Consider the following 19,109-nt stretch of genomic DNA (forward strand, 5'->3'; position numbering starts at 1 on the left):
TATATACAATATATAAAAATGTATTGTATATATTTTTAACGTTTCAATACTATTAATTGTTGACAATTACATTTTACTATGGTATTTTTGAAGTATTATTGTAATTTAGATCGTTGATATTATTAAAGAAATATTGAAAGCAAAAATGTGGGAATCTATTGGAACGGAAAGTATTTATAGATCCAGGAGGTGATGATCATTAAAATTAAATTAACAAAAAAAGAATTAGAGATAATGAAGATATTATGGGCATCTAAAACAGCATTGTCTGTAACTGATTTTATTGAACGAAAACCAACTTTAGTAACCAGCACTATACAGGCGGCTCTTCGTTCTTTGTTAAAAAAATCCTATATAGAAGTAGAGAGTATTGTTCAGCATAATAAAGTATATGCCAGAACATATATACCAGTACTATCAGAAAATGAATATATGATGGAAAGCTTTAACACATCTTCTCTTGAAACCAAAATATTTTTGGCGGCATTGATTGATAAGGAGAATAACTTAGATACACTTGAACAATTAGAAAAGTTAATTCAGAAGCAAAAAGTAAAGATAAATCCAAAGGAGGACTAGGTAAATGGATCTGACAATAACATCCGTTATTTCTCTGGTTATTTGGGGGAATCTAGCGATCCTGGTACTTTCTGTATTGTTCAGTTCGTCAAAGGTATTTAATTCTATGAATTGTAACTGTATGCTTTTTTTGCTGGTTATTACGCTGTTAAGATTCCTGTGCCCTTTTGAGTTCATATCTATTTCTGTACCAATTTTATCTCAAAAGCTTCTTCCGCCAGTTTCAGATTTTCTACGCCTTACTTCCGTTTCTTTTGCAGGAAAAGAATTTTATGTATATGAGTTTCTACTTTTTGTGTGGATTACGGTTTCACTTACGTTACTCATAAAACTTCTATATCAATATATGCGATTTAAAAGTAAACTAAAATTATTAGTTTCTAACAGCAAATGCTTGGAAGTATTCGATATCACATCTCCAATATCGGAGGAAAAAATCCGTATTTACAAAAGTGCTTATATTTCTGGACCAATAATAAGCGGAGTTGTTCATCCTGTTATTTTATTACCCGATTTTTCATATTCAAAAAAAGAACTGCAATTGATATTGCAACACGAAATTCAGCATTACCATCTTAAAGATGTTCTTTTTAAAGTGGTAACTGAGCTTTTTTGTATTTCTTACTGGTGGAATCCACTGATTTACGTCTTGAAGAAAAAATTATTTTTTTTATTGGAGATTAGGGCAGACTCATTAGTATGTAAATCTTTCTCAGATACAGAACGTCTGGAGTATCTGCAGTGCTTAAAGGTATTTTACCAATATAAAACTACGTTTTATAGGTTTAGCTTAGGGTTTTCGGGTTTTAGAATCGAAAATTCACTTGTTCGAAGAGCAAAGTATTTAGTTGAAAACAAGCATGAAAAGAAAACTATGTTTTTTTCCAGTGGAATAATAATTCTAATGTTAATTATTTCTATATTTTATATTTTTGAACCATATGCTCCTCTTCCTTCAGAGATAGCCGAAACTACATTTACACTTTCACAAAACAATTACATTATACAAACTGAAGATAATTCTTATGAAATGTATGATAATGACAGCTTTTTAGGAACAGTAAATGACCCCTATTCAGATTTTCTTAAAGAACTGCCGATTTATTACATTAACAAAAAAGGAAAGGTTATTAGATATTGAAAAACAAATTAGTTCCGTGCGTCACAGTTTGTGGGAGATTTCTCCCGAATGAAGGCGCGTATCGGGCTACGTAACCTGAATTCGAGGCAAATATGCCGCAAAATGGGGAGTGCAGATGGCGGGAATGAATATTTCGACGCAGTCTAATGTAATTGCAAATTTAAATTGTCATATACTCCTTCTGATCCACCAGATAGTTACTAAATATCAGTGGATCAGGAGGAGTTTTTTGTCTATTTGCTTTTGGTAGTGTAAGCAATGGCTCCGCATGTTCTGAGAACTCGCCTTTTTCCTAATAGGAATCAACAAGTATCTGTGCACTTCAATTTAGTTGAAAATATGGTACTTTCATGCTAAGATAAACATAATATTAAATTTTACGGAGGGGTATCATGGACTATAGAACATATTTGAGAAATTATCCTGATAAAGATGGTCGATTCGGACCTTATGGGGGTGCTTATCTGACCGAGGAATTAAAACCGGCCTTTGAAGAAATTGCAGATGCATATCAGACAATCTGTCATTCATCCCAGTTTATCAATGAATTGCGAAGAATCCGCAAGGAATTTCAGGGAAGGCCGACACCGGTTTATCATTGCGAGCGTTTATCAGGACTTTTAGGAAACTGCCAGATTTATTTAAAAAGAGAAGACTTAAATCATACAGGAGCACATAAGCTGAACCATTGCATGGGTGAGGGGTTACTTGCAAAATTCATGGGCAAGAAGCGTCTGATTGCAGAAACAGGGGCAGGACAGCATGGAGTGGCACTGGCTACGGCAGCTGCATTTTTTGGTTTAGAGTGTGAAATTCATATGGGAGAAGTTGATATTGCGAAGCAGGCTCCAAATGTGACAAGAATGAAGATCCTGGGTGCAAAGGTAGTTCCCGTTTCCCATGGTCTTAAAACTTTAAAAGAAGCGGTAGATTCTGCATTTGAATCCTATGCCAAAAATTATAAAGATTCTATCTATTGTATCGGATCAGCACTTGGACCACATCCATTCCCTTTGATGGTAAGAGATTTTCAATCGGTTGTGGGATATGAAGCGAAAGACCAGTTTAAGGAAATGACAGGACTGCTTCCGGATGTTGTCTGTGCATGTGTAGGCGGAGGAAGTAATTCCATCGGTATGTTTATACCATTCCTGGAAGAGGCAGTGGATATTGTGGGAATCGAACCCCTGGGGCGTGGATCAGGACTTGGGGATCATGCGGCATCCATGACTTATGGAGAAAAAGGGGTTATGCACGGTTTCGAGAGTATTATGCTGAAGGATGACAAAGGAGAACCGGCACCAGTTTACTCCATTGCCAGCGGGCTGGATTATCCGTCTGTAGGTCCGGAACATGCATTTTTAAGAGATTTGGACAGAGTACAGTATACAACTGCCAGTGACGAAGATGCAATGGAAGCATTCTTTAAGCTTTCACGCTATGAGGGAATTATTCCTGCAATTGAAAGTTCACATGCAGTAGCTTATGCCATGAAGAAAGCACAGGAAATGAAACAGGGATCTATCCTGGTATGCCTGAGTGGAAGAGGCGATAAGGATATTGACTATGTGGTTGAACATTATGGATATGGGGAACAATTCCTGTAAGAAAATATTGTATAACCCACGGAAGTAGTGTATAATACTTTGTATATCAAAGTAAATTAATGGCTAACAGCCAGGTGAGGATCCAAAGAAAGAGGTGATAATGTGAATACGCATGATACGATAAATGATGTGTTGGTTAATTTGTTTAATGACATTATGGCAATAGAAGAAAAAGCGATTATTACAGGTGAATTTAAAGATATATCCAACAACGATATGCACATTATCGAGGCAATCGGTGAAAACGACGCAAAAAATATGTCTACTGTTGCAAAATCCCTTTCAGTAACCATGGGTACACTGACGATTGCCATTAACAGTCTTGTGAAAAAAGGATATGTGGATAGAATCCGCAGTGAAAAGGACAGGCGTGTCGTGCTGATTTCTCTTTCTGAAAAAGGAAAGCGGGCATTTAGCCATCACAAACAATTTCATGAACAGATGGTTAAAGCGACCATAAAGGGACTTTCCAGGGATGAGATGAAAGTTTTGGGACAGGCGCTGTCCAATTTAAAAGAGTTCTTTCGGAACTACTAGAGCGTGTTTTAAAATTGCTTTCTGGCACCTGTGCGTCACAGTTTGTGGGAGATTTGTTCCGGATGAAGGGCGCGTAGCGGGCTACGTAACCTGAATTCGGGGCAAATATGCCGCAAAGTGGGGCGTGCAGATGGCAGGAATGAATTTTCAAACACGCTCTAGTGCATCCAGGCATAAATATGCCACTATATAGCACCCGCTATCCGCGCCAGCTGCACGTCTGTGAATCTAGTCGTAGCCCGCTACGCCGTCGATTCACAGACGCACACCTAACGCAGATATCAGGCACTATATACCGACGTATTTACGCCGGGATGCACTAGTTTTAAAAAGATCAAATGCAGGAGAAGCCGAAAACTATAAAATTAGTTTTCGGCTTCTTTTTGTACAAATAATAGTAGCATTGCCCACAACTATTAGACGAAAGTGCATAGGAACGGTTGAAAAAAAGAGGTAGATTAATAGCAGTGTATCTAGTGCCGCCCGGCACTAGTCCATAAAGCTTTTAGAAAACTGAAATGAAGAGGAGAATAGTAATGCGGCAGACAAAATGGGTATGGGGGCAGATAAAAGGGTTTCAGAGAATATATATAATTTATCTGATGCTTTCTATGATTCCCCAGGTTATGATGTTGATAAACCCAATGATTACACAGCGTATTGTGGATGAGGTTCTTTATCAGATTGCGGACTTTCAGGGAAATATGGATCCCCTTATCAGACACTTAATTATGCTAATTATTTTAATGATTGTGTTTACTGGTATACGGACACTGATTCGCTATATTTCCATAGTCGGTATAGAGGATTGCGGGCAGTTGTTTCTGGTTTCAGTAAAGGATAAGATTTATGGTAAGCTGCAGCGCCAGGATCGGGCTTTTTATAAATGCCATAAGACTGGAGATCTGATGACCAGAGTGACCGGTGATGTGGAAATGGGTAAGCATGGTCTGGTTCATCTTCTGAGAGGATTTTTGGAGTGTGCCGTTCTTTATGGGGCAAGTGCGATTTATATGTTTACAAAGGATGTGGTACTCACGTTTTCCCTGATGGTATTTACGCCTCTTATTTTTATTGTTACATATCGGTTTGCAGTCACGGCTCATCCATACTATGTTGCACTGCGTGAGAAGTTATCTGTTTTAAACAGCAATGCGCAGGAGAATATCGAGGGAAACCGCATTGTAAAGGCATTTACCCGTGAGAAATATGAAAAGGAAAAATTCAAGAATAAAAACTGGGAGTTCAGGAACGCAAATCTGAAAGCATCGTTGGTATGGCTGCGCTATTATCCTGCCATTGAAGGATTTTCCCAGGCACTGCCTGTAGTGGTATTGATACTGGGAGGATATTTCCTGATGACAGGAAGGATTAGCGGAGGTACTTTCCTTGCTTTCAACAGTCTCTGCTGGACGTTAGCGGCGCCAATGCGTACCCTGGGTATGCTGATTAATGATACCCAAAGATTCTTTGCGAGCATGGATAAGGTCATCGACCTCTATGAAGCAGAGCCGTCTATTAAAAATAAAGAAGACGGCAGTCAGTTAAAGGTGGACCGTCTAAAGGGAGCCATTGAATTCCAGGATGTAAGTGTTCAATTAGAGCATAGTGACATATTAGAGCACGTAAATCTTAAAATCAATCCGGGTGAGACGGTAACCATTATGGGCGCAACCGGTTCTGGAAAGACTACCATTATTAACTGTATCTCCCGGTTTATTGATGTGACAGGAGGCCGTGTCCTCCTGGATGGTATTGACGTAAGGGATTATGATCTTGATACACTTAGAAGAAACATTGGAGTAGCGAATCAGGACGTTTTTCTGTTTTCAGATACGGTTGATCAAAATATTGCTTTTGGAAATACGAATTTGCACCGCCATGAAATAGAGCGGTCGGCAAAACTTGCAAAGGCCGATTTTATCTGGAACATGGGACAGGGATTTGAAACGATAGTCGGAGAGCGTGGAACCGGTCTTTCTGGCGGGCAAAAGCAGAGACTGGCGCTTGCAAGAGCGTTGGCAGTGAAACCACCTATTTTGATTCTGGATGATACCACTTCTGCAGTTGATATGGAAACGGAAACCTCTATCCAGGAAAATCTGGAGCATCTGGATGCTCAATGCACAAAACTTATTATTGCACAGAGGTTTTTTACTGCACGAAAATCCGATAAGATTATTATTTTGGAAAAGGGGAAAATCGTGGAATGCGGAACCCACAAAGAGCTTTTGAAAGCAAAAGGATATTATGCTGATATTTATATGCTCCAAAAGGGGCTGTCCACTATGGATGAAATAGATTTGGAGCTTGAGAAAGGAGGGGAGCAGGATGGCTAAAAACAGATTTGATCAAGACGAAAGCCTTGAAAAAGAATTTGACTTTTCTCATATGAAAAGATCAATTGTATACGTGAACCGCCATCGTAAGAAGATGATTATCTCACTTCTGCTGTCGGCAGCATCCGTTATCTGCTCCCTGATTCCGGCAAAAATTATCGGTTATGCAGTGGATAATACTATTCCGAAAAAAGATATGCAGCAGCTTATTACGCTTACGGCAGCTATGGTAGTATTAATTGGGATCAGCGTGGCGCTTGCCGTGGTGCGGGCTAAAATTATGGCATATGTAGGTCAGGATATTATTTTTGACATTCGAAATGATTTGTTCGAAAAGCTGCAAAAGCTGCCGTTTAAATATTATGACGAACGTCCTCATGGAAAAATTCTGGTCAGGGTAATCAATTATGTAAACAACGTTTCAGATATGCTGTCCAATGGTATTATTAACTTTATTCTGGAAACATTCAATATTATTTTTATATTATTTTTTATGCTGACGACCAGTGTTAAGCTGACACTCATTGTTTTGGCAGGAATTCCGGTTTTGGTTGCAGGTCTTCTGTATCTGAAGCCAAAGCAGCGTAAAGCATGGCAGTCGGTCAATAATAAAGGATCTAATATGAATGCATATTTTCAGGAGAGTATTAATGGGGTTACCATTACACAGAATTTTGTGCGTCAGCAGGAGAATGAAGCGATTTTTAAAGAGTTAAATACTGAGAATTACAATGCATGCATGCGAGCTCTCAGACTGGCATATCTGATTTCTCCTATTGTGGATATAGTGGCAGTGGCTGCGGTGGGGGCCATGTATCTGGCAGGTGTGGCATGGCTAAAGCCTGTGGTAAGCTTTGGTGTTATCCTTGTGATGGGGGATTATGCATGGAGAATGTGGCAGCCTATCATTAACATTGCCAATCTTTACAATAACCTGTTAAATACAATGTCTTACCTGGAACGTATTTTTGAAATTATGGATGAGCCGGTGGACATTGAAGACAAACCAGAAGCAGTCAAGCTTCCGCCCATCACGGGACAGGTTGATTTTGAGGATGTAACTTTTGCTTATGAGGGGGACCAGAATATACTGGAGCATATGGACCTGCATATAAAGCCGGGAGAGCATATTGCGTTGGTTGGGCCTACTGGTGCAGGAAAGTCTACAGTTGTAAATCTTTTATCCAGGTTTTATGATGTTAATGCCGGAAGGATTCTTGTGGATGGGCATGACATCTCAGAGGTAACGCTTCATTCTCTGCGGGAACAGATGGGAGTCATGCAGCAGGACAGCTTTATATTTTCGGGGACGGTGTCAGATAATGTGCGCTATGGCAGACTGGAAGCCAGTGATGAGGAAATCGAAAAAGCGTGTGAAACAGTATGCGCGGCAGAATTTATCAGGGAGATGGAGCATGGTTTTCAGACAAATGTGGGAGAGAACGGAGGAACACTTTCACAGGGACAAAAGCAGCTGCTTGCATTTGCAAGGACACTGCTGCGTAATCCTAAAATACTGATTTTGGATGAGGCTACCTCATCCGTGGATACGAAGACAGAAAGGCTCCTGCAGGAGGGGCTTCAGAAACTTATGGAGGGAAGAACATCTTTTGTTGTAGCACACAGACTGTCCACCATTAAGAACTGTACCAGAATCCTCTATATTTCCGATAAGGGAATTGCTGAGAGTGGAAGTCATGATGAACTCATGTGCCGGAAGGGACTTTATTATAATCTGGTTATGTCACAGTCTAAATAATAAATCATGGTAAACTCTTTCGATATTCGTTAGCAGTTTTCCCGGTAATTTTTTTAAAGGATTTGTTAAAAAACCGATAGTCGGAATACCCTACCTGATTGCTGATTTCCGTAATGGAAAGGCTGGGATCTAAAAGCAGCTCACATGCCTTCTCTATTCGGATGTGCTGCAGATATTCTACAATGCCGGATCCGGTTGCCTGCTTAAACAAGCTCGACAAGTAACTTTTACTTAAGAAGAAATTACCGGAAAGTTCTCCAATGGTAATTTTTTGAGAATAATTATTCTTTAAGTATTCGATGCAGTCTGGGATTAACTGGTGGAGATAACGGTTATCCTGAGTGCTTGCCGGAGTAGTTTTCATTTTATAGAAGCGATGGATTTTCAATAAAAGCTCGCAGAGAGTAAGCTTCAGTATCTGGATGTAATTGATACCCTCTGTAGTAAATTCCAAATATAATTTTTCATAAAGCTGTTCAATATCCGTGCGCATGGAGCCCTGGAGACGGAGATCAGGGGTATAAATGATTTCTTCTGCATAGAGCGATTTGTAGAGCATGATGTCCGTCAGCTCTGTCAGAAGCGGAAGGCTTATATTTATATCCGAAATAAACTGGGGCAGAAATGCCAGGTTATATACAACTAAATGCTCAGAATTTGTCCTGTCAGTAGGATAGAAGCAGTGTGCAGTCTGGGAATTTATAATATAGAGTTCACCCTTGCTTACCGGATAGGTAATATCGTTATACAAATGAAAGCCCTTTCCGTCGCATACGTAAGCAATTTCTATAAAATCGTGGGTATGTACCTTCAAATCTGAGAATTCGGTATGGTAATATTTTTCTATATAAAAAGAAAGTTCTTTTTTGGGAAATATATGGTCCGGTGTTAGATTTGGAATATCCATGGAAAATCCTTTCTGTATGGCTGGCTAGTGCCTCCCGGCGTAAATACGCCACTATATAGCACCAGCTATCCGCGCCAGCTGCACGTCTGTGAATCTAGTCGTAGCCCGCTACGCCGTCGATTCACAGACGCATACCTGACACAGATATCAGGCACTATATATCGACGTATTTACGCCGGGAGGCACTAGTCACGTTTATTTGATACCTTTATAATCATTATATAAACAAACAGTAAATTGTCAACTGGATCTGGCAAGAACGTGAAATTCCGCAATAAAGTAGAATAAGCACACTTTTGCATGAAGATACCGTATATTCCGCAAAAACTTACTATGTTATTAAAAAATAAAACATTACGATTCAGCAGTTACTATCCCCAAGGCAATAGCAGCAAAGGAACTGAGTAAAGGAATTGAGCAAAGGAATTGAGTAAAGATTCTTAATAAAGACACTTAGTAACGGCACAAAGTTGTGGGGATTATTAATCAATCAGAGAAACAGGAGGAAAGGACATAATGAATTTAGAAAAACGTCAGGAGTTGTTTCAGCATCCAACAAGGAAATACCGGGGCAAGCCATTTTGGTCATGGAATGGAAAACTGGAGGAGCAAGAGCTTTTGCGCCAGATTGATATTATTAAGGAAATGGGGTTTGGTGGTTATTTTATGCATTCCCGTACAGGACTGGAGACAGAGTATCTGGGTGAAGAATGGTTTGAACTGATCAATAAATGTGCGGAGTATGGCGAAAAGGAAGGAATGGAGTCCTGGTTGTATGATGAGGACAGGTGGCCATCAGGCAGTGCCGGGGGCATGGTCACAAAAGAAGAGAAATACCGTGCGATGTATGTGGAGATGATCTATAAAAATGAGGAGGAACTGGCAGAACTCCAATGGAACGAAAACATTGCGGCTGTGTTTGCATGCAGGGTAAGAGATGGTATTTTTAGTAGTAAGCGTTTGTTAAAAGAGGGAGATTGTCTGCCTGGCGGCGAAAAGGCTGTGGTATTCCGCCTGCGCCATTCTCAGTGTAACGATAATTACAATGGTTACTGCTATCTGGATACGATGAACAAAGAAGCGGTACAGCGCTATATTGAAGTAACACACGAAAAATATAAAGAAAAAAGCGGTGATAAATTCGGGGTGGAAATCCAGGGTATCTTTACAGATGAACCCCATCGGGGAGGCTGTTTTACCGACTTTGCAGAGGGGGAAGTCAATGCGGCGCCATATACACCGGGTATGTTTGCGGAGTTTGAAAAGCGATTCGGGTATAGTCTGCTTGAAAATCTGCCAGAACTATTTTTACGAAAAAAAGCAGGAGAGATATCTAAGGTAAAGCGGGATTATTTTGAATTGTGCCAGCAGCTTTTTTTAGAAAATTTTGCAATACCGATCTACAATTGGTGTAAGGAACATAAATTAATTTTCACGGGTCATGTTTTGCATGAGGATTCTCTTTGTGCCCAATCGGTTATGCAGGGGTCCCTGATGCGCTTTTATGAATATATGGAATATCCGGGAATTGATCTACTGGCAGAACATACACAGTGTTATTGGGCTGCAAAACAGATTGATTCGGTTGCACGGCAGCTTAAAAAGGAGTGGGTACTGTCTGAGCTGTACGGATGTACAGGGTGGCAGACTAATTTTGAGTCCTATAAGAATATTGGTGACTGGCAGGCACTTTTCGGAATCAATTTAAGATGTCCGCATCTTTCCTGGTATACCATGAAGGGAGAAGCAAAGCGGGATTATCCGGCAAGTATTTTACATCAATCATCCTGGTATACCGATTATCATTATGTGGAAGATTATTATTCCAGAATTCATGCGATTTTGCATGATGGTAAGGCGGAATGCGGGCTGCTGGTAATCAACCCGATCGAAAGTGTCTGGGCGCGCGCATACAGCGGAGCTTTTAATGGACTGAGTGCAGCAGATACACAGATAGAACGGTTAGAAAGACAGTATGCGGAAGTATTTCATGCCTTAACGGACAACCGGATTGACTTTGATTACGGTGAAGAAGATATCATGGCACGTCATGGCCGTGTGGAAAATGGAACCCTGTATGTGGGAGCCTGTGCCTATACCAAAGTTTTGGTAGCCGGTGCAGATACTCTGCGGGGCAGTACGGTAGAACTTTTGCAGAAGCTGGTAAGACAAGGGGGCAGGGTCATTTTTGCGGGCGATATTCCTGCCTATATGGATGCAGAGGCATCAGAGGAAATAAAACTGCTGGCAAAAGAAGCTGTAATCGTTCCATATGAAGAGGATGCGATTGCGGGTGCCTGCAGAAATGGACAAGAGATAGAAGTTACATCCGAAGGAAGTCATATGATTTATGCCAAAAGTATGGTGGTTGAGGGTGGAAGAGTCGTTATGCTTTTAAATACAGACAGAAAGAATGGATATGACAATGTAAAAGTTAACCTTGGAAAAGGAACATACCCGGAGTTGTGGAATGCCCGTGATGGTAAAATTACAAAACCGTTATATAACATACAGGACGACCGTATAGAAATCACGATTAATCTGGAGGCTGGGGGAGAACGGCTCTATATGATCTCCGATACAGTGCGGGACTTACCTGCCGGGGAGATTTGGGAAGGTACAAAGGAGGTCACACTTCCGGAAACCTTCTCCTACGCTCTGAGTGAGGAAAATATCTGTGTGCTGGATATGGTAACCGTACAGAATAAAACCGGTTTGAAATTACCAAGGCAAGAGGTATTAAAGGCAGATCGTGCATTGCGTGATTTCTATAAGGTTCCCTACCGTGGAGGTGAAATGCTCCAGCCATGGTATGAGGTCAAATTCGGCGGTGGAGATAAAGAACTGCTGACGCAGCTTACTACAGAGTATAGCGTAGAGATTTCTGTACTTCCGTCAGGCGTTCATCTTGTGGCAGAGGATTTAGCGCATATTTGCGGGGTAATCATAAATGGAAGGGAAGTGCCGGCAGTCAGTGCCGGAAAGTGGATTGATATCTGTTTTGACAGAATTTCTATTCCGGATGATGTCTGGAAGGAAGGGCATAATACAGTGACCCTGGTTATGGACTATTTTAAGACCTGCGGACTGGAGTCTGTTTACTTAACAGGCGGCTTTGGAGTGGACTTCCATGACGGAAAACCGGTGCTGGCAAGGTTACCAGAAAAACTATCTATTGGAGATATATCAAACCAGGGACTCCCTTTTTATTCGGGCAGTGTGATTTATCATGTGGATGGGTGTGAAGATAAAAAGGTATGTGTAAGTGTGGAAGAATTCGGAGGGGCACTGGTCAAGTTAATTGGAAAAGAAGAAGTGATTCTCGCCTTCCAGCCTCATAGGGCAGTAATTGAAAATTTGCGCGCTATTCAGGTTGTGCTGACCAGACGAAACACCTTTGGACCATTTCATCAGATTCCTAAAGTGGCATATGCTTACGGACCAGCTAATTTCCTGACAGAAGGAAAAGAGTGGCAGGACGAATATGTGCTTTATGAGCAAGGGATTTTAAAGAAACCAGTCATACAAAGCTAGACATCTATAGAATTACAGGATGGCAGCATACAGCGTATAAACAACTGCTGATGCTGCCATTTTTATAGCTATACAGTTTAGCAGAAAAATAGTAATCTTATCAGAAGATTAGCGATTTGCCTAATGAATCACCTGTTTACGAAAACTGGAAGGTGTAAATCCTGTTTCCTGTTTGAATTTACGACGAAAGCTGGAAGTGTTTACATATCCTACTGATATACTGATTTGGTCAATTGACAGATCAGAATTCATCAGAAGTTCTTTTGCTTTTTCCAGGCGGATCGTCCATAAATAATCAGAAAAGTTTTGATCGAACTTTTTTTTGAACAGATAACTTATATAAGCAATACTTACATGAAAAGTATCAGCCAGGGTGGAAATGGAAAAGTCGGGTGAAGCATAATTATCATGGATGATTTGCCTGATCTGCGTAGTATGTATCGCAGCATTTTCGTGCTCTGTTTCAAAGGTTTTCAGTAGTTTTTCTATGCTTTCGGCAATCTCCAGGCTTTTTTCCTGATAAGGACAGCTGCGGCACAAATATAGGGTTTCAAAATACAGGTCACTAAATGTCCTGAACTTGATGCTCATTCGGTTCATGCTATTGATGATGATCGTGAGAATATCAATCAAAACACATCGGACGAAGAAGTCTGGAAAAGCATTTCCGTGTTTTGCAGCCTTGTCAATCAGAGATAAGAGTTCGGTTATCTGTGTTCGTGCATTGGGGAAATCCTGAATTTTTAGATATCCGCTCAGATTGTCCAGCTGTTTATAAGGGTAGGAAAAGCTGGTACCCGGAGGGAGTGTGGACTCGATTTCCGGATATGAAATAATGGGGGCCTGGGACCAGTAGCTGCTTGCACGAACAGCATTTTCATATAAGGAGGGAATTTCAAGCGGCGATGTGGTGCTGTTGCTGAGGGCAGCCATACATCCCGTTTCATCATAAAGATCGGACAGAAGCAGCAGGAGAACCTCGTCCTTGTTTTTTTCTATCCCGGTGTAATTTACCATAAATGCCGCATAGTCCTTATCGGCCTCAAGCATAGCACAGGAATTGTGCCCCGGCAGTGCATCATCCAGAAATGCCAGATATTCATTCCACAAAATTGATTTTCTGGGAATGGGGCTGGATACTTTGATTACAAAAATGTGGTTATCCGGCTCCATGCTGAAAAATTGATCAATATCAGGAAAATGATCCAAATTAGGGTGGTCAATATTTGTAACAATGGAATCCAGAATGGATTTCTGCATGGAAAGGCGGTATTTATCAATTCGGTTTTGCAATTCTTCATTTTCAGAAAGGGCGGTAGTAAAAGCACTGTCTAGCTGCTCTACATAACTTTGATTTGGCACAAGCGTATGTACCATCTTCGTAGTAAGTTTATGAAGAGGCCAATAAGTAACACGCATTGCCCATAGAATTAATATCATTCCCAGTAAAGCAAGCAGCAGAAGCACTATATAAGTATTGCGAAATGCAATATTTACCTGATTAAGAATTGCTGCATTAGAAAAAAGTGCCAGAAACGAAAAGTCGCTGTTTAGCTTTTTTGATATATAAAGGGATTCCTCCCGGTTTAAGTGAGAACCATTGGACAGCTTTTCAGGATCTGATAAATAGGGAATCATCGCACTTGTGTTGCTTCCGGAGACAATCTGATGTTCAGGAGTGGTCAGACAGATGGAGGTAATTCCGGTGGAAATATCAGTTGTCATGATATTTTCCAGCTCGCGGCCGTTGATGATATAAAAGATTGCATATTTCTCAGACCCATGGTTGGCGGGAAGATAAATCAGCAGCTCAGAGGTATCATCAAAAAGGTATATTAACTGTCCCGTTACTGCATCCAGATAGGCATTCAAATCAAATGAAAGATAACGGGAACCGGTATAAATTTGGTATTTTCCATCCTGCTTGCGAACATATTTGCCGGAGGAGAGGATGGAATCACTTTGCAGATCCGTATATACGATCGTATTGATAAAGCTGTTGCTGATTACATAGTTATTTAGTTGTTTGGCAGCCTGATAGCGATACCAGTTCTCATTTTTGTAACGGGAAAGAATTAGATTGATGTCTTTCGTAAGCATAGACTGTATTTGATTGATATCAGACAGTCCATTTTCAAATTGTTCCTGAACATGGGCAAGGCGTTTAACTGTCTGTTCACTTAAGTCTTTTGAATAAATATTTTTCAGCTGAGAGCGAACAGCAAAGAAAAAGCCAAAGAATAAAAGACTTAAAATGATAAAGTAAGATAAAAAATATTTAATCAGGGTAGTGTTTTTTCTGCCCGATGTAAGTTTTTTAAGATATTTCATATAGACTCCTTAGGACAAGTATCCGTTACGAATAAAGTTAATATATCCACGATACCGGGGCAAAAACTTATGGTACTATAATGTGGGCCTTTTGAGCCAGGTATCTAAATAGCTTATCTTCGCCTTTTTTAGGATTGATTAGCACATTTCAATAAAAGTAGACTTTTTTTTACGTATGATATATAATCAAAATATAGGAAAAAAGGCACGAAATTACCAGTTTACAGACTGTCAAAAAAAGTCTACTTTTTTGTCATTTCCGGCATGATATATAGTGTGTATACATGGAATATATAGACGAAAAGTGTTTGAAAATTCATTCCTGCCAGATGCACACACCATGCCATCAAAAGTAAGGGGCTGTCGGTTAATACCAATTTTTAGCCTCTGATTTATAAGAAAGAGATAACCTTGTAGAATTCAGGCTTTTTCAAAGCCTTGAACCGCTACAGGGTTATCTCTTTTTTGGGACCTATTTATTTTAGGGCGCAGAAACCCCTTGTTTTGATTTTGGGAAGTGCTTCCTTGGATCCCAGGCACAGGGCGGATATGATTCCTGCTGAGCGGGGAATCCCTGGAAAAATGCAGGAAGCTGCTGCAGGGAGATAATAAAAAAGTAGTTCGTTTTCGAGAGATTCCAGTTTGAAAATAGTATGGTATTTAAAGTCAAAAAAAAGTATAAATGAAGCATAGAAACAAATACCTGTTTAAGTATTCTGGTGATATGTCAAGCGATTTTTCAAAAAGATTTTGATATGTTTTAACTAAAAAAGGGTGCACTTAATAGGTGTATTGGTGACTCTCCGGCGGTTGGCGCGCTTTTGTATGGAGACAGCGCTGATAAGTACAATATTTAAGCAGTTTGCTAAAAATCTTGTTTCTTGTTATTTGATAAGAGAGCTATCTATAATAAATCAGAGCATGTTTGAAACTTTCACTGATCAAGAGGTTTAGTTTAGATTGATAAAGAGATCTTCAAACAGTTCTCACACAGCGAAACTTACAAAGAAAATAAGGAGATTATAATGAAATTTTCAAAAGACTTTATATTTGGAACAGCCACCAGTGCGGCACAGGTGGAAGGAGCTGCGTTAAAAGATGGAAGGGGGAAGTCAATCTGGGATGTATTTGCCGGAATCCCCGGTAAAATTGTGGATGGGTCCAGTCCTGAGACAGCTTGTAACATGTATAATTCGTACAAAGAAGATCTTAAGCTTGCGAAAGAACTAAACATGCAGTCTTACCGGTTTTCTTTTTCCTGGTCCCGGATTTTCCCGGAGGGGAAGGGAAGCGTAAATCAAAAAGGACTTGATTTTTACAAACGTATGGTAGATGAAATGCTTAAAAATGGATTGATGCCCAATGCCACACTATACCATTGGGATTTACCCTATGAGCTGGAAAAAGAGGGAGGCTGGTTAAACAGGGATATTGTAAACTGGTTTGGTGAGTATGCATCCTTGCTGTTTCGTGAATTTAGGGATGTGATACCTATGTGGGCAACAATCAATGAGCCGATAGCCACTTATGTGGGATACGGTTTGGGGGGCTTTGCGCCAGGCCATCAGGGTGAAGATTTGGGGCGCCAGGCTAACCATCATGTTCTTATGGCACATGGGGAGGGGGTAAAACGGTTCCGTTCAGAGCAGGCAAAAGACAGCAAAATAGGCATTGTAATAGATATGTGGAACCATCATCCGTTTCGCAGGGAGAATCCTGAGGATTGTAAAATCGCGGAATTAGAAAATGAAAAATCATATCGTTCCTATTTGAACCCCATCTTTCGGGGGTGCTATACCAGGGAACTGCTTCAATATATGAAGGAAACCAACAGCACTCCGAATATGAAGGATGAAGATATGATGCTGATCCAACAACCCCTGGATTATTTTGGGCTGAACTGTTATAACCGGGTACTGGATTGCGCAGATCCCACATTGCTTCAGGATGACAGGAAAGAGAAAAACAAGGGCGGCAACTATATGGACAATGGAAGTGAGTACTATCCCAAGGCGGTCTATGATGCAATACATATTTTAGAGGATGATTATAAAATAGGAATACCGATTTATATCACAGAAAATGGAACTTTTAACTGCGGGGAGGAGATACAGCCGGATGGAAGAATTCATGATACACAGCGTATCCGCTATATCGAAGGATTCCTGAAGTGGATTCATAAAGCAATTGAAGAAGGTGCTGATGTAAGAGGTTATTATGCATGGAGTCTGCTGGATAACTGGGAATGGAGCGCAGGCTACACCTACCGGTTTGGTTTGGTGCATACTGATTTTGCTACACAGAAGCGCATTTTAAAGGATAGTGCTCACTGGTATAGAGATGTAATTGCTGCAAGAGAACTCTAGAGCGTGTTTGAAAATTAATTCTCGTCATCTGCACGCCCCACAAACTGTGACGCACAGCTGCCTGATCTTAAATTTGGGTTTGCTGAATAATGACGCTTTGTATATGCAGGTAGTGTACGGAAAGAGAAGGGGACGGACCAGGACATTGGTTTGGTTCGTTTCTTCATTCTACAGACGCAGTCAGGGCACAATATTCAATCATTATTGGTTGAATATTGTGCTTTTTTTATTAGAATAAAAGAATATTATTCTGTAATCTGCCAATTAGTGGATGCAATAATTAAGCGTTATATCAAAAATCTTGTCTCTTGTTCACTGGAAAGAGAGCACCTATAATGAATACAGAGTTTATCGAGAGAGGCGCCTCAAAGAGAACGAATATCAAAAACAGGAGGTATTTATTTATGAAGTTTAGAAGATTTATGTCGCTGTTGTGTGCAGCAGTTATGTTGGTATCTGTAACGGGATGTGGTGGCAGCAAAGATACTGCAAATGTGGAACCTGCGGATAAAACGGAAACTGGGGCAGAGGCCGACGGGGGAGAGATTACGTTTCCGCTGAAAGATACAAAGGAATACAGCGTATTTGCAATTCTGGATGGGGAATATGATCTAAAGGATAATGTTGCAATGCAGAAGGCTTTAAGTGATGCAAATATCTCCTTTAACTACCAGTCTGTTATGGGCGCGGATTTGTCAGAAAAGAAAAACCTGGTATTAGCTTCCGGCGAGTATCCGGATATTTTCTACAAAGCAAGTTTTACAGCAACAGAATTAGATAAATATGGAAAACAAAAGATTCTCATTCCATTAGAGGATATGATCAGGCAGTATGCACCTAATTTATGCGCACTTTTAGATAAGGTTGACGGATGGGATTATATTACTGCTTCGGACGGGCATATCTATTCACTGCCGGAAATTGATAAAGAAACGCCGCTATTATCCCCTTATTGGCTGAATCATAGGTGGCTGGAGAATCTGGGGCTGAAAGAGCCGGCTAATCTGGATGAGTTGTATACAGTATTAAAGGAATTCAAGGAAAAAGATGCAAATGGAAATGGGGACGTAAACGATGAGATTCCAATCACGGGTACGGATGTTGTAAAGCCGGAGCTGCTGCTGCCTTACTTTGGAGTTCCTTATGATGCGGTAACAAAGGCTGCTGTTTTAGATGGAAAATTAACCTATATTCCAACCTCCGATGTATACAAAGAGTTTGTTGCATACATAACAAAGCTATATCAGGAAGGGCTGATGGATAAAAACGTATTTACGCAGAAACATGAGCAGCAGGGAGCAATTGGACAGTCCGGAGATGTTTTTGGTTCTTTCTTTGATGCAGGTGCATTCCTGACGGTTGGACGTGATAATGATGATGATTATGCTATTCTGACGCCGTTTGAAGATGGAATCTATCCGATTTCTTCCGGTATCACCGCAGGAACTTTAGCCATAACAGATACCTGTGAAAATCCGGAAGTTATTATAGCCTGGGCAGATCAATTTTACACAGAAGAGGGCGGAATACTGGCATGGCTGGGTGTAGAAGGTGAGACGTGGAAAAAAGATGCTGAAGGCAATTGGGAGTGGATCATTGGAAATGGATATGGAGATGACATTGCAGCGGTACGCAGCAATGGTACGATTCAGGGTGCAGCGTATCATCCGTCTATTCAGCCGGAGTATTGGTTTAGCGGTATGTCAGAAGAAGTTGACCCGGATGAGGTTTACTTAAATAAAGAACGTGCCAAGGTAACAGAAAAAGGTGCGATACCCCTTCCGGTAATGAGATACAGCGACGATGATGCAAAGGAAATATCCACCTTAAAGGCTGACCTGGATGCTTATATTGATCAGTATTTGGCACAGGTTGCAACCGGAGAACTTGATCTGGAAAGCAGTTGGGAAGAATATGTTACTACGATAAACAATATGGGTGGAGCCCAGTTGAGTGAAATTTATCAGAGAGCATATACAGAGGCCATGGCTAAATAAGCTGCTGAATAT

12 protein-coding genes and 3 pseudogenes are annotated in these 19,109 nt (G+C 40.5%); 11 read left to right on the forward strand and 4 right to left on the reverse strand.

Annotated elements, in window-relative coordinates; genetic code table 11:
* Positions 1-192: 192 nt before the first annotated feature.
* Together QR40_RS17420 and QR40_RS17425 are read left to right on the forward strand one after the other, a co-directional pair.
* Positions 193-579 (forward strand): BlaI/MecI/CopY family transcriptional regulator, encoded by a 387-nt coding sequence (locus QR40_RS17420; RefSeq protein ID WP_044296147.1) that lies wholly within the window; start codon positions 193-195, stop codon positions 577-579.
* A 4-nt stretch (positions 580-583) separates the two neighbouring features.
* Positions 584-1,720: a M56 family metallopeptidase gene (locus QR40_RS17425; RefSeq protein ID WP_044296148.1), complete on the forward strand. Its 1,137-nt coding sequence runs from the start codon at positions 584-586 to the stop codon at positions 1,718-1,720.
* Here the strand turns inward: QR40_RS17425 and QR40_RS33785 are convergent.
* Positions 1,710-1,880 carry a DUF6783 domain-containing protein gene (locus tag QR40_RS33785; RefSeq protein WP_416389854.1) on the reverse strand — a complete coding sequence of 57 codons (171 nt, stop codon included), beginning with the start codon at positions 1,878-1,880 and terminating at the stop codon, positions 1,710-1,712. The genes QR40_RS17425 and QR40_RS33785 overlap by 11 nt on opposite strands.
* Here QR40_RS33785 and QR40_RS33790 point away from each other — a divergent pair.
* From QR40_RS33790 to QR40_RS33260, 3 genes and pseudogenes are all read left to right on the forward strand, one after another.
* The gene (locus tag QR40_RS33790; RefSeq protein ID WP_394910049.1) at positions 1,800-1,970 is read left to right on the forward strand and encodes a DUF6783 domain-containing protein; all 171 of its coding nucleotides are present in this window, start codon (positions 1,800-1,802) and stop codon (positions 1,968-1,970) included. The two genes, QR40_RS33785 and QR40_RS33790, sit on opposite strands and share 81 nt — an antisense overlap.
* Positions 1,971-2,112: 142 nt before the next feature.
* Positions 2,113-3,327: a tryptophan synthase subunit beta gene (gene trpB / locus QR40_RS17430; protein WP_044296149.1), complete on the forward strand. Its 1,215-nt coding sequence runs from the start codon at positions 2,113-2,115 to the stop codon at positions 3,325-3,327.
* Positions 3,328-3,483: 156 nt separating this feature from the next.
* Positions 3,484-3,750: pseudogene (locus QR40_RS33260) on the forward strand (transcriptional regulator, SarA/Rot family); the annotation flags it as partial.
* A gap of 22 nt (positions 3,751-3,772) precedes the next feature.
* Here QR40_RS33260 and QR40_RS33265 read toward each other — a convergent pair.
* Positions 3,773-3,955, reverse strand: a pseudogene (locus QR40_RS33265) (DUF6783 domain-containing protein); the annotation flags it as partial.
* On the opposite strand from QR40_RS33265, the pseudogene QR40_RS33270 reads away from it, so the two are divergent.
* The 3 genes and pseudogenes from QR40_RS33270 to QR40_RS17445 all read left to right on the forward strand — a co-directional run bounded on the left by QR40_RS33270 (position 3,893) and on the right by QR40_RS17445 (position 7,962).
* Positions 3,893-4,057: pseudogene (locus QR40_RS33270) on the forward strand (DUF6783 domain-containing protein). The pseudogenes QR40_RS33265 and QR40_RS33270 sit on opposite strands and share 63 nt — an antisense overlap.
* A gap of 343 nt (positions 4,058-4,400) precedes the next feature.
* Positions 4,401-6,203, forward strand: a complete 1,803-nt coding sequence (locus QR40_RS17440; RefSeq protein WP_027295553.1) for an ABC transporter ATP-binding protein — start codon at positions 4,401-4,403, stop codon at positions 6,201-6,203.
* Entirely contained in the window at positions 6,196-7,962 is a 1,767-nt protein-coding gene (locus QR40_RS17445) for an ABC transporter ATP-binding protein (RefSeq protein ID WP_044296150.1), read from the forward strand. The genes QR40_RS17440 and QR40_RS17445 overlap by 8 nt, the downstream gene beginning before the upstream one ends.
* A 4-nt stretch (positions 7,963-7,966) precedes the next feature.
* On the opposite strand, the gene QR40_RS17450 is transcribed toward QR40_RS17445, so the two are convergent.
* On the reverse strand, positions 7,967-8,869 hold the full coding sequence (locus QR40_RS17450; RefSeq protein WP_052377925.1) for an AraC family transcriptional regulator: 903 nt from the start codon (positions 8,867-8,869) through the stop codon (positions 7,967-7,969).
* Positions 8,870-9,385: 516 nt separating this feature from the next.
* On the opposite strand from QR40_RS17450, the gene QR40_RS17455 reads away from it, so the two are divergent.
* A complete protein-coding gene (locus QR40_RS17455; protein ID WP_044296151.1) occupies positions 9,386-12,403 on the forward strand; it encodes a hypothetical protein in 3,018 nt (1,005 codons plus the stop codon).
* Positions 12,404-12,523: 120 nt separating this feature from the next.
* On the opposite strand, the gene QR40_RS17460 is transcribed toward QR40_RS17455, so the two are convergent.
* Positions 12,524-14,734 (reverse strand): helix-turn-helix domain-containing protein, encoded by a 2,211-nt coding sequence (locus QR40_RS17460; RefSeq protein WP_044296152.1) that lies wholly within the window; start codon positions 14,732-14,734, stop codon positions 12,524-12,526.
* 1,025 nt (positions 14,735-15,759) lie between these two features.
* On the opposite strand from QR40_RS17460, the gene QR40_RS17465 reads away from it, so the two are divergent.
* Complete coding sequence (locus tag QR40_RS17465; protein WP_052430905.1) at positions 15,760-17,100, forward strand: GH1 family beta-glucosidase; 1,341 nt, start codon at positions 15,760-15,762, stop codon at positions 17,098-17,100.
* A 404-nt stretch (positions 17,101-17,504) separates the two neighbouring features.
* Positions 17,505-19,097 carry a type 2 periplasmic-binding domain-containing protein gene (locus tag QR40_RS17470; RefSeq protein ID WP_027295557.1) on the forward strand — a complete coding sequence of 531 codons (1,593 nt, stop codon included), beginning with the start codon at positions 17,505-17,507 and terminating at the stop codon, positions 19,095-19,097.
* The last annotated feature ends 12 nt before the right edge of the window (positions 19,098-19,109 follow it).

The sequence above is a fragment of the Robinsoniella peoriensis genome, from assembly GCF_000797495.1.
In the GTDB taxonomy this organism is placed as follows: domain Bacteria; phylum Bacillota; class Clostridia; order Lachnospirales; family Lachnospiraceae; genus Robinsoniella; species Robinsoniella peoriensis.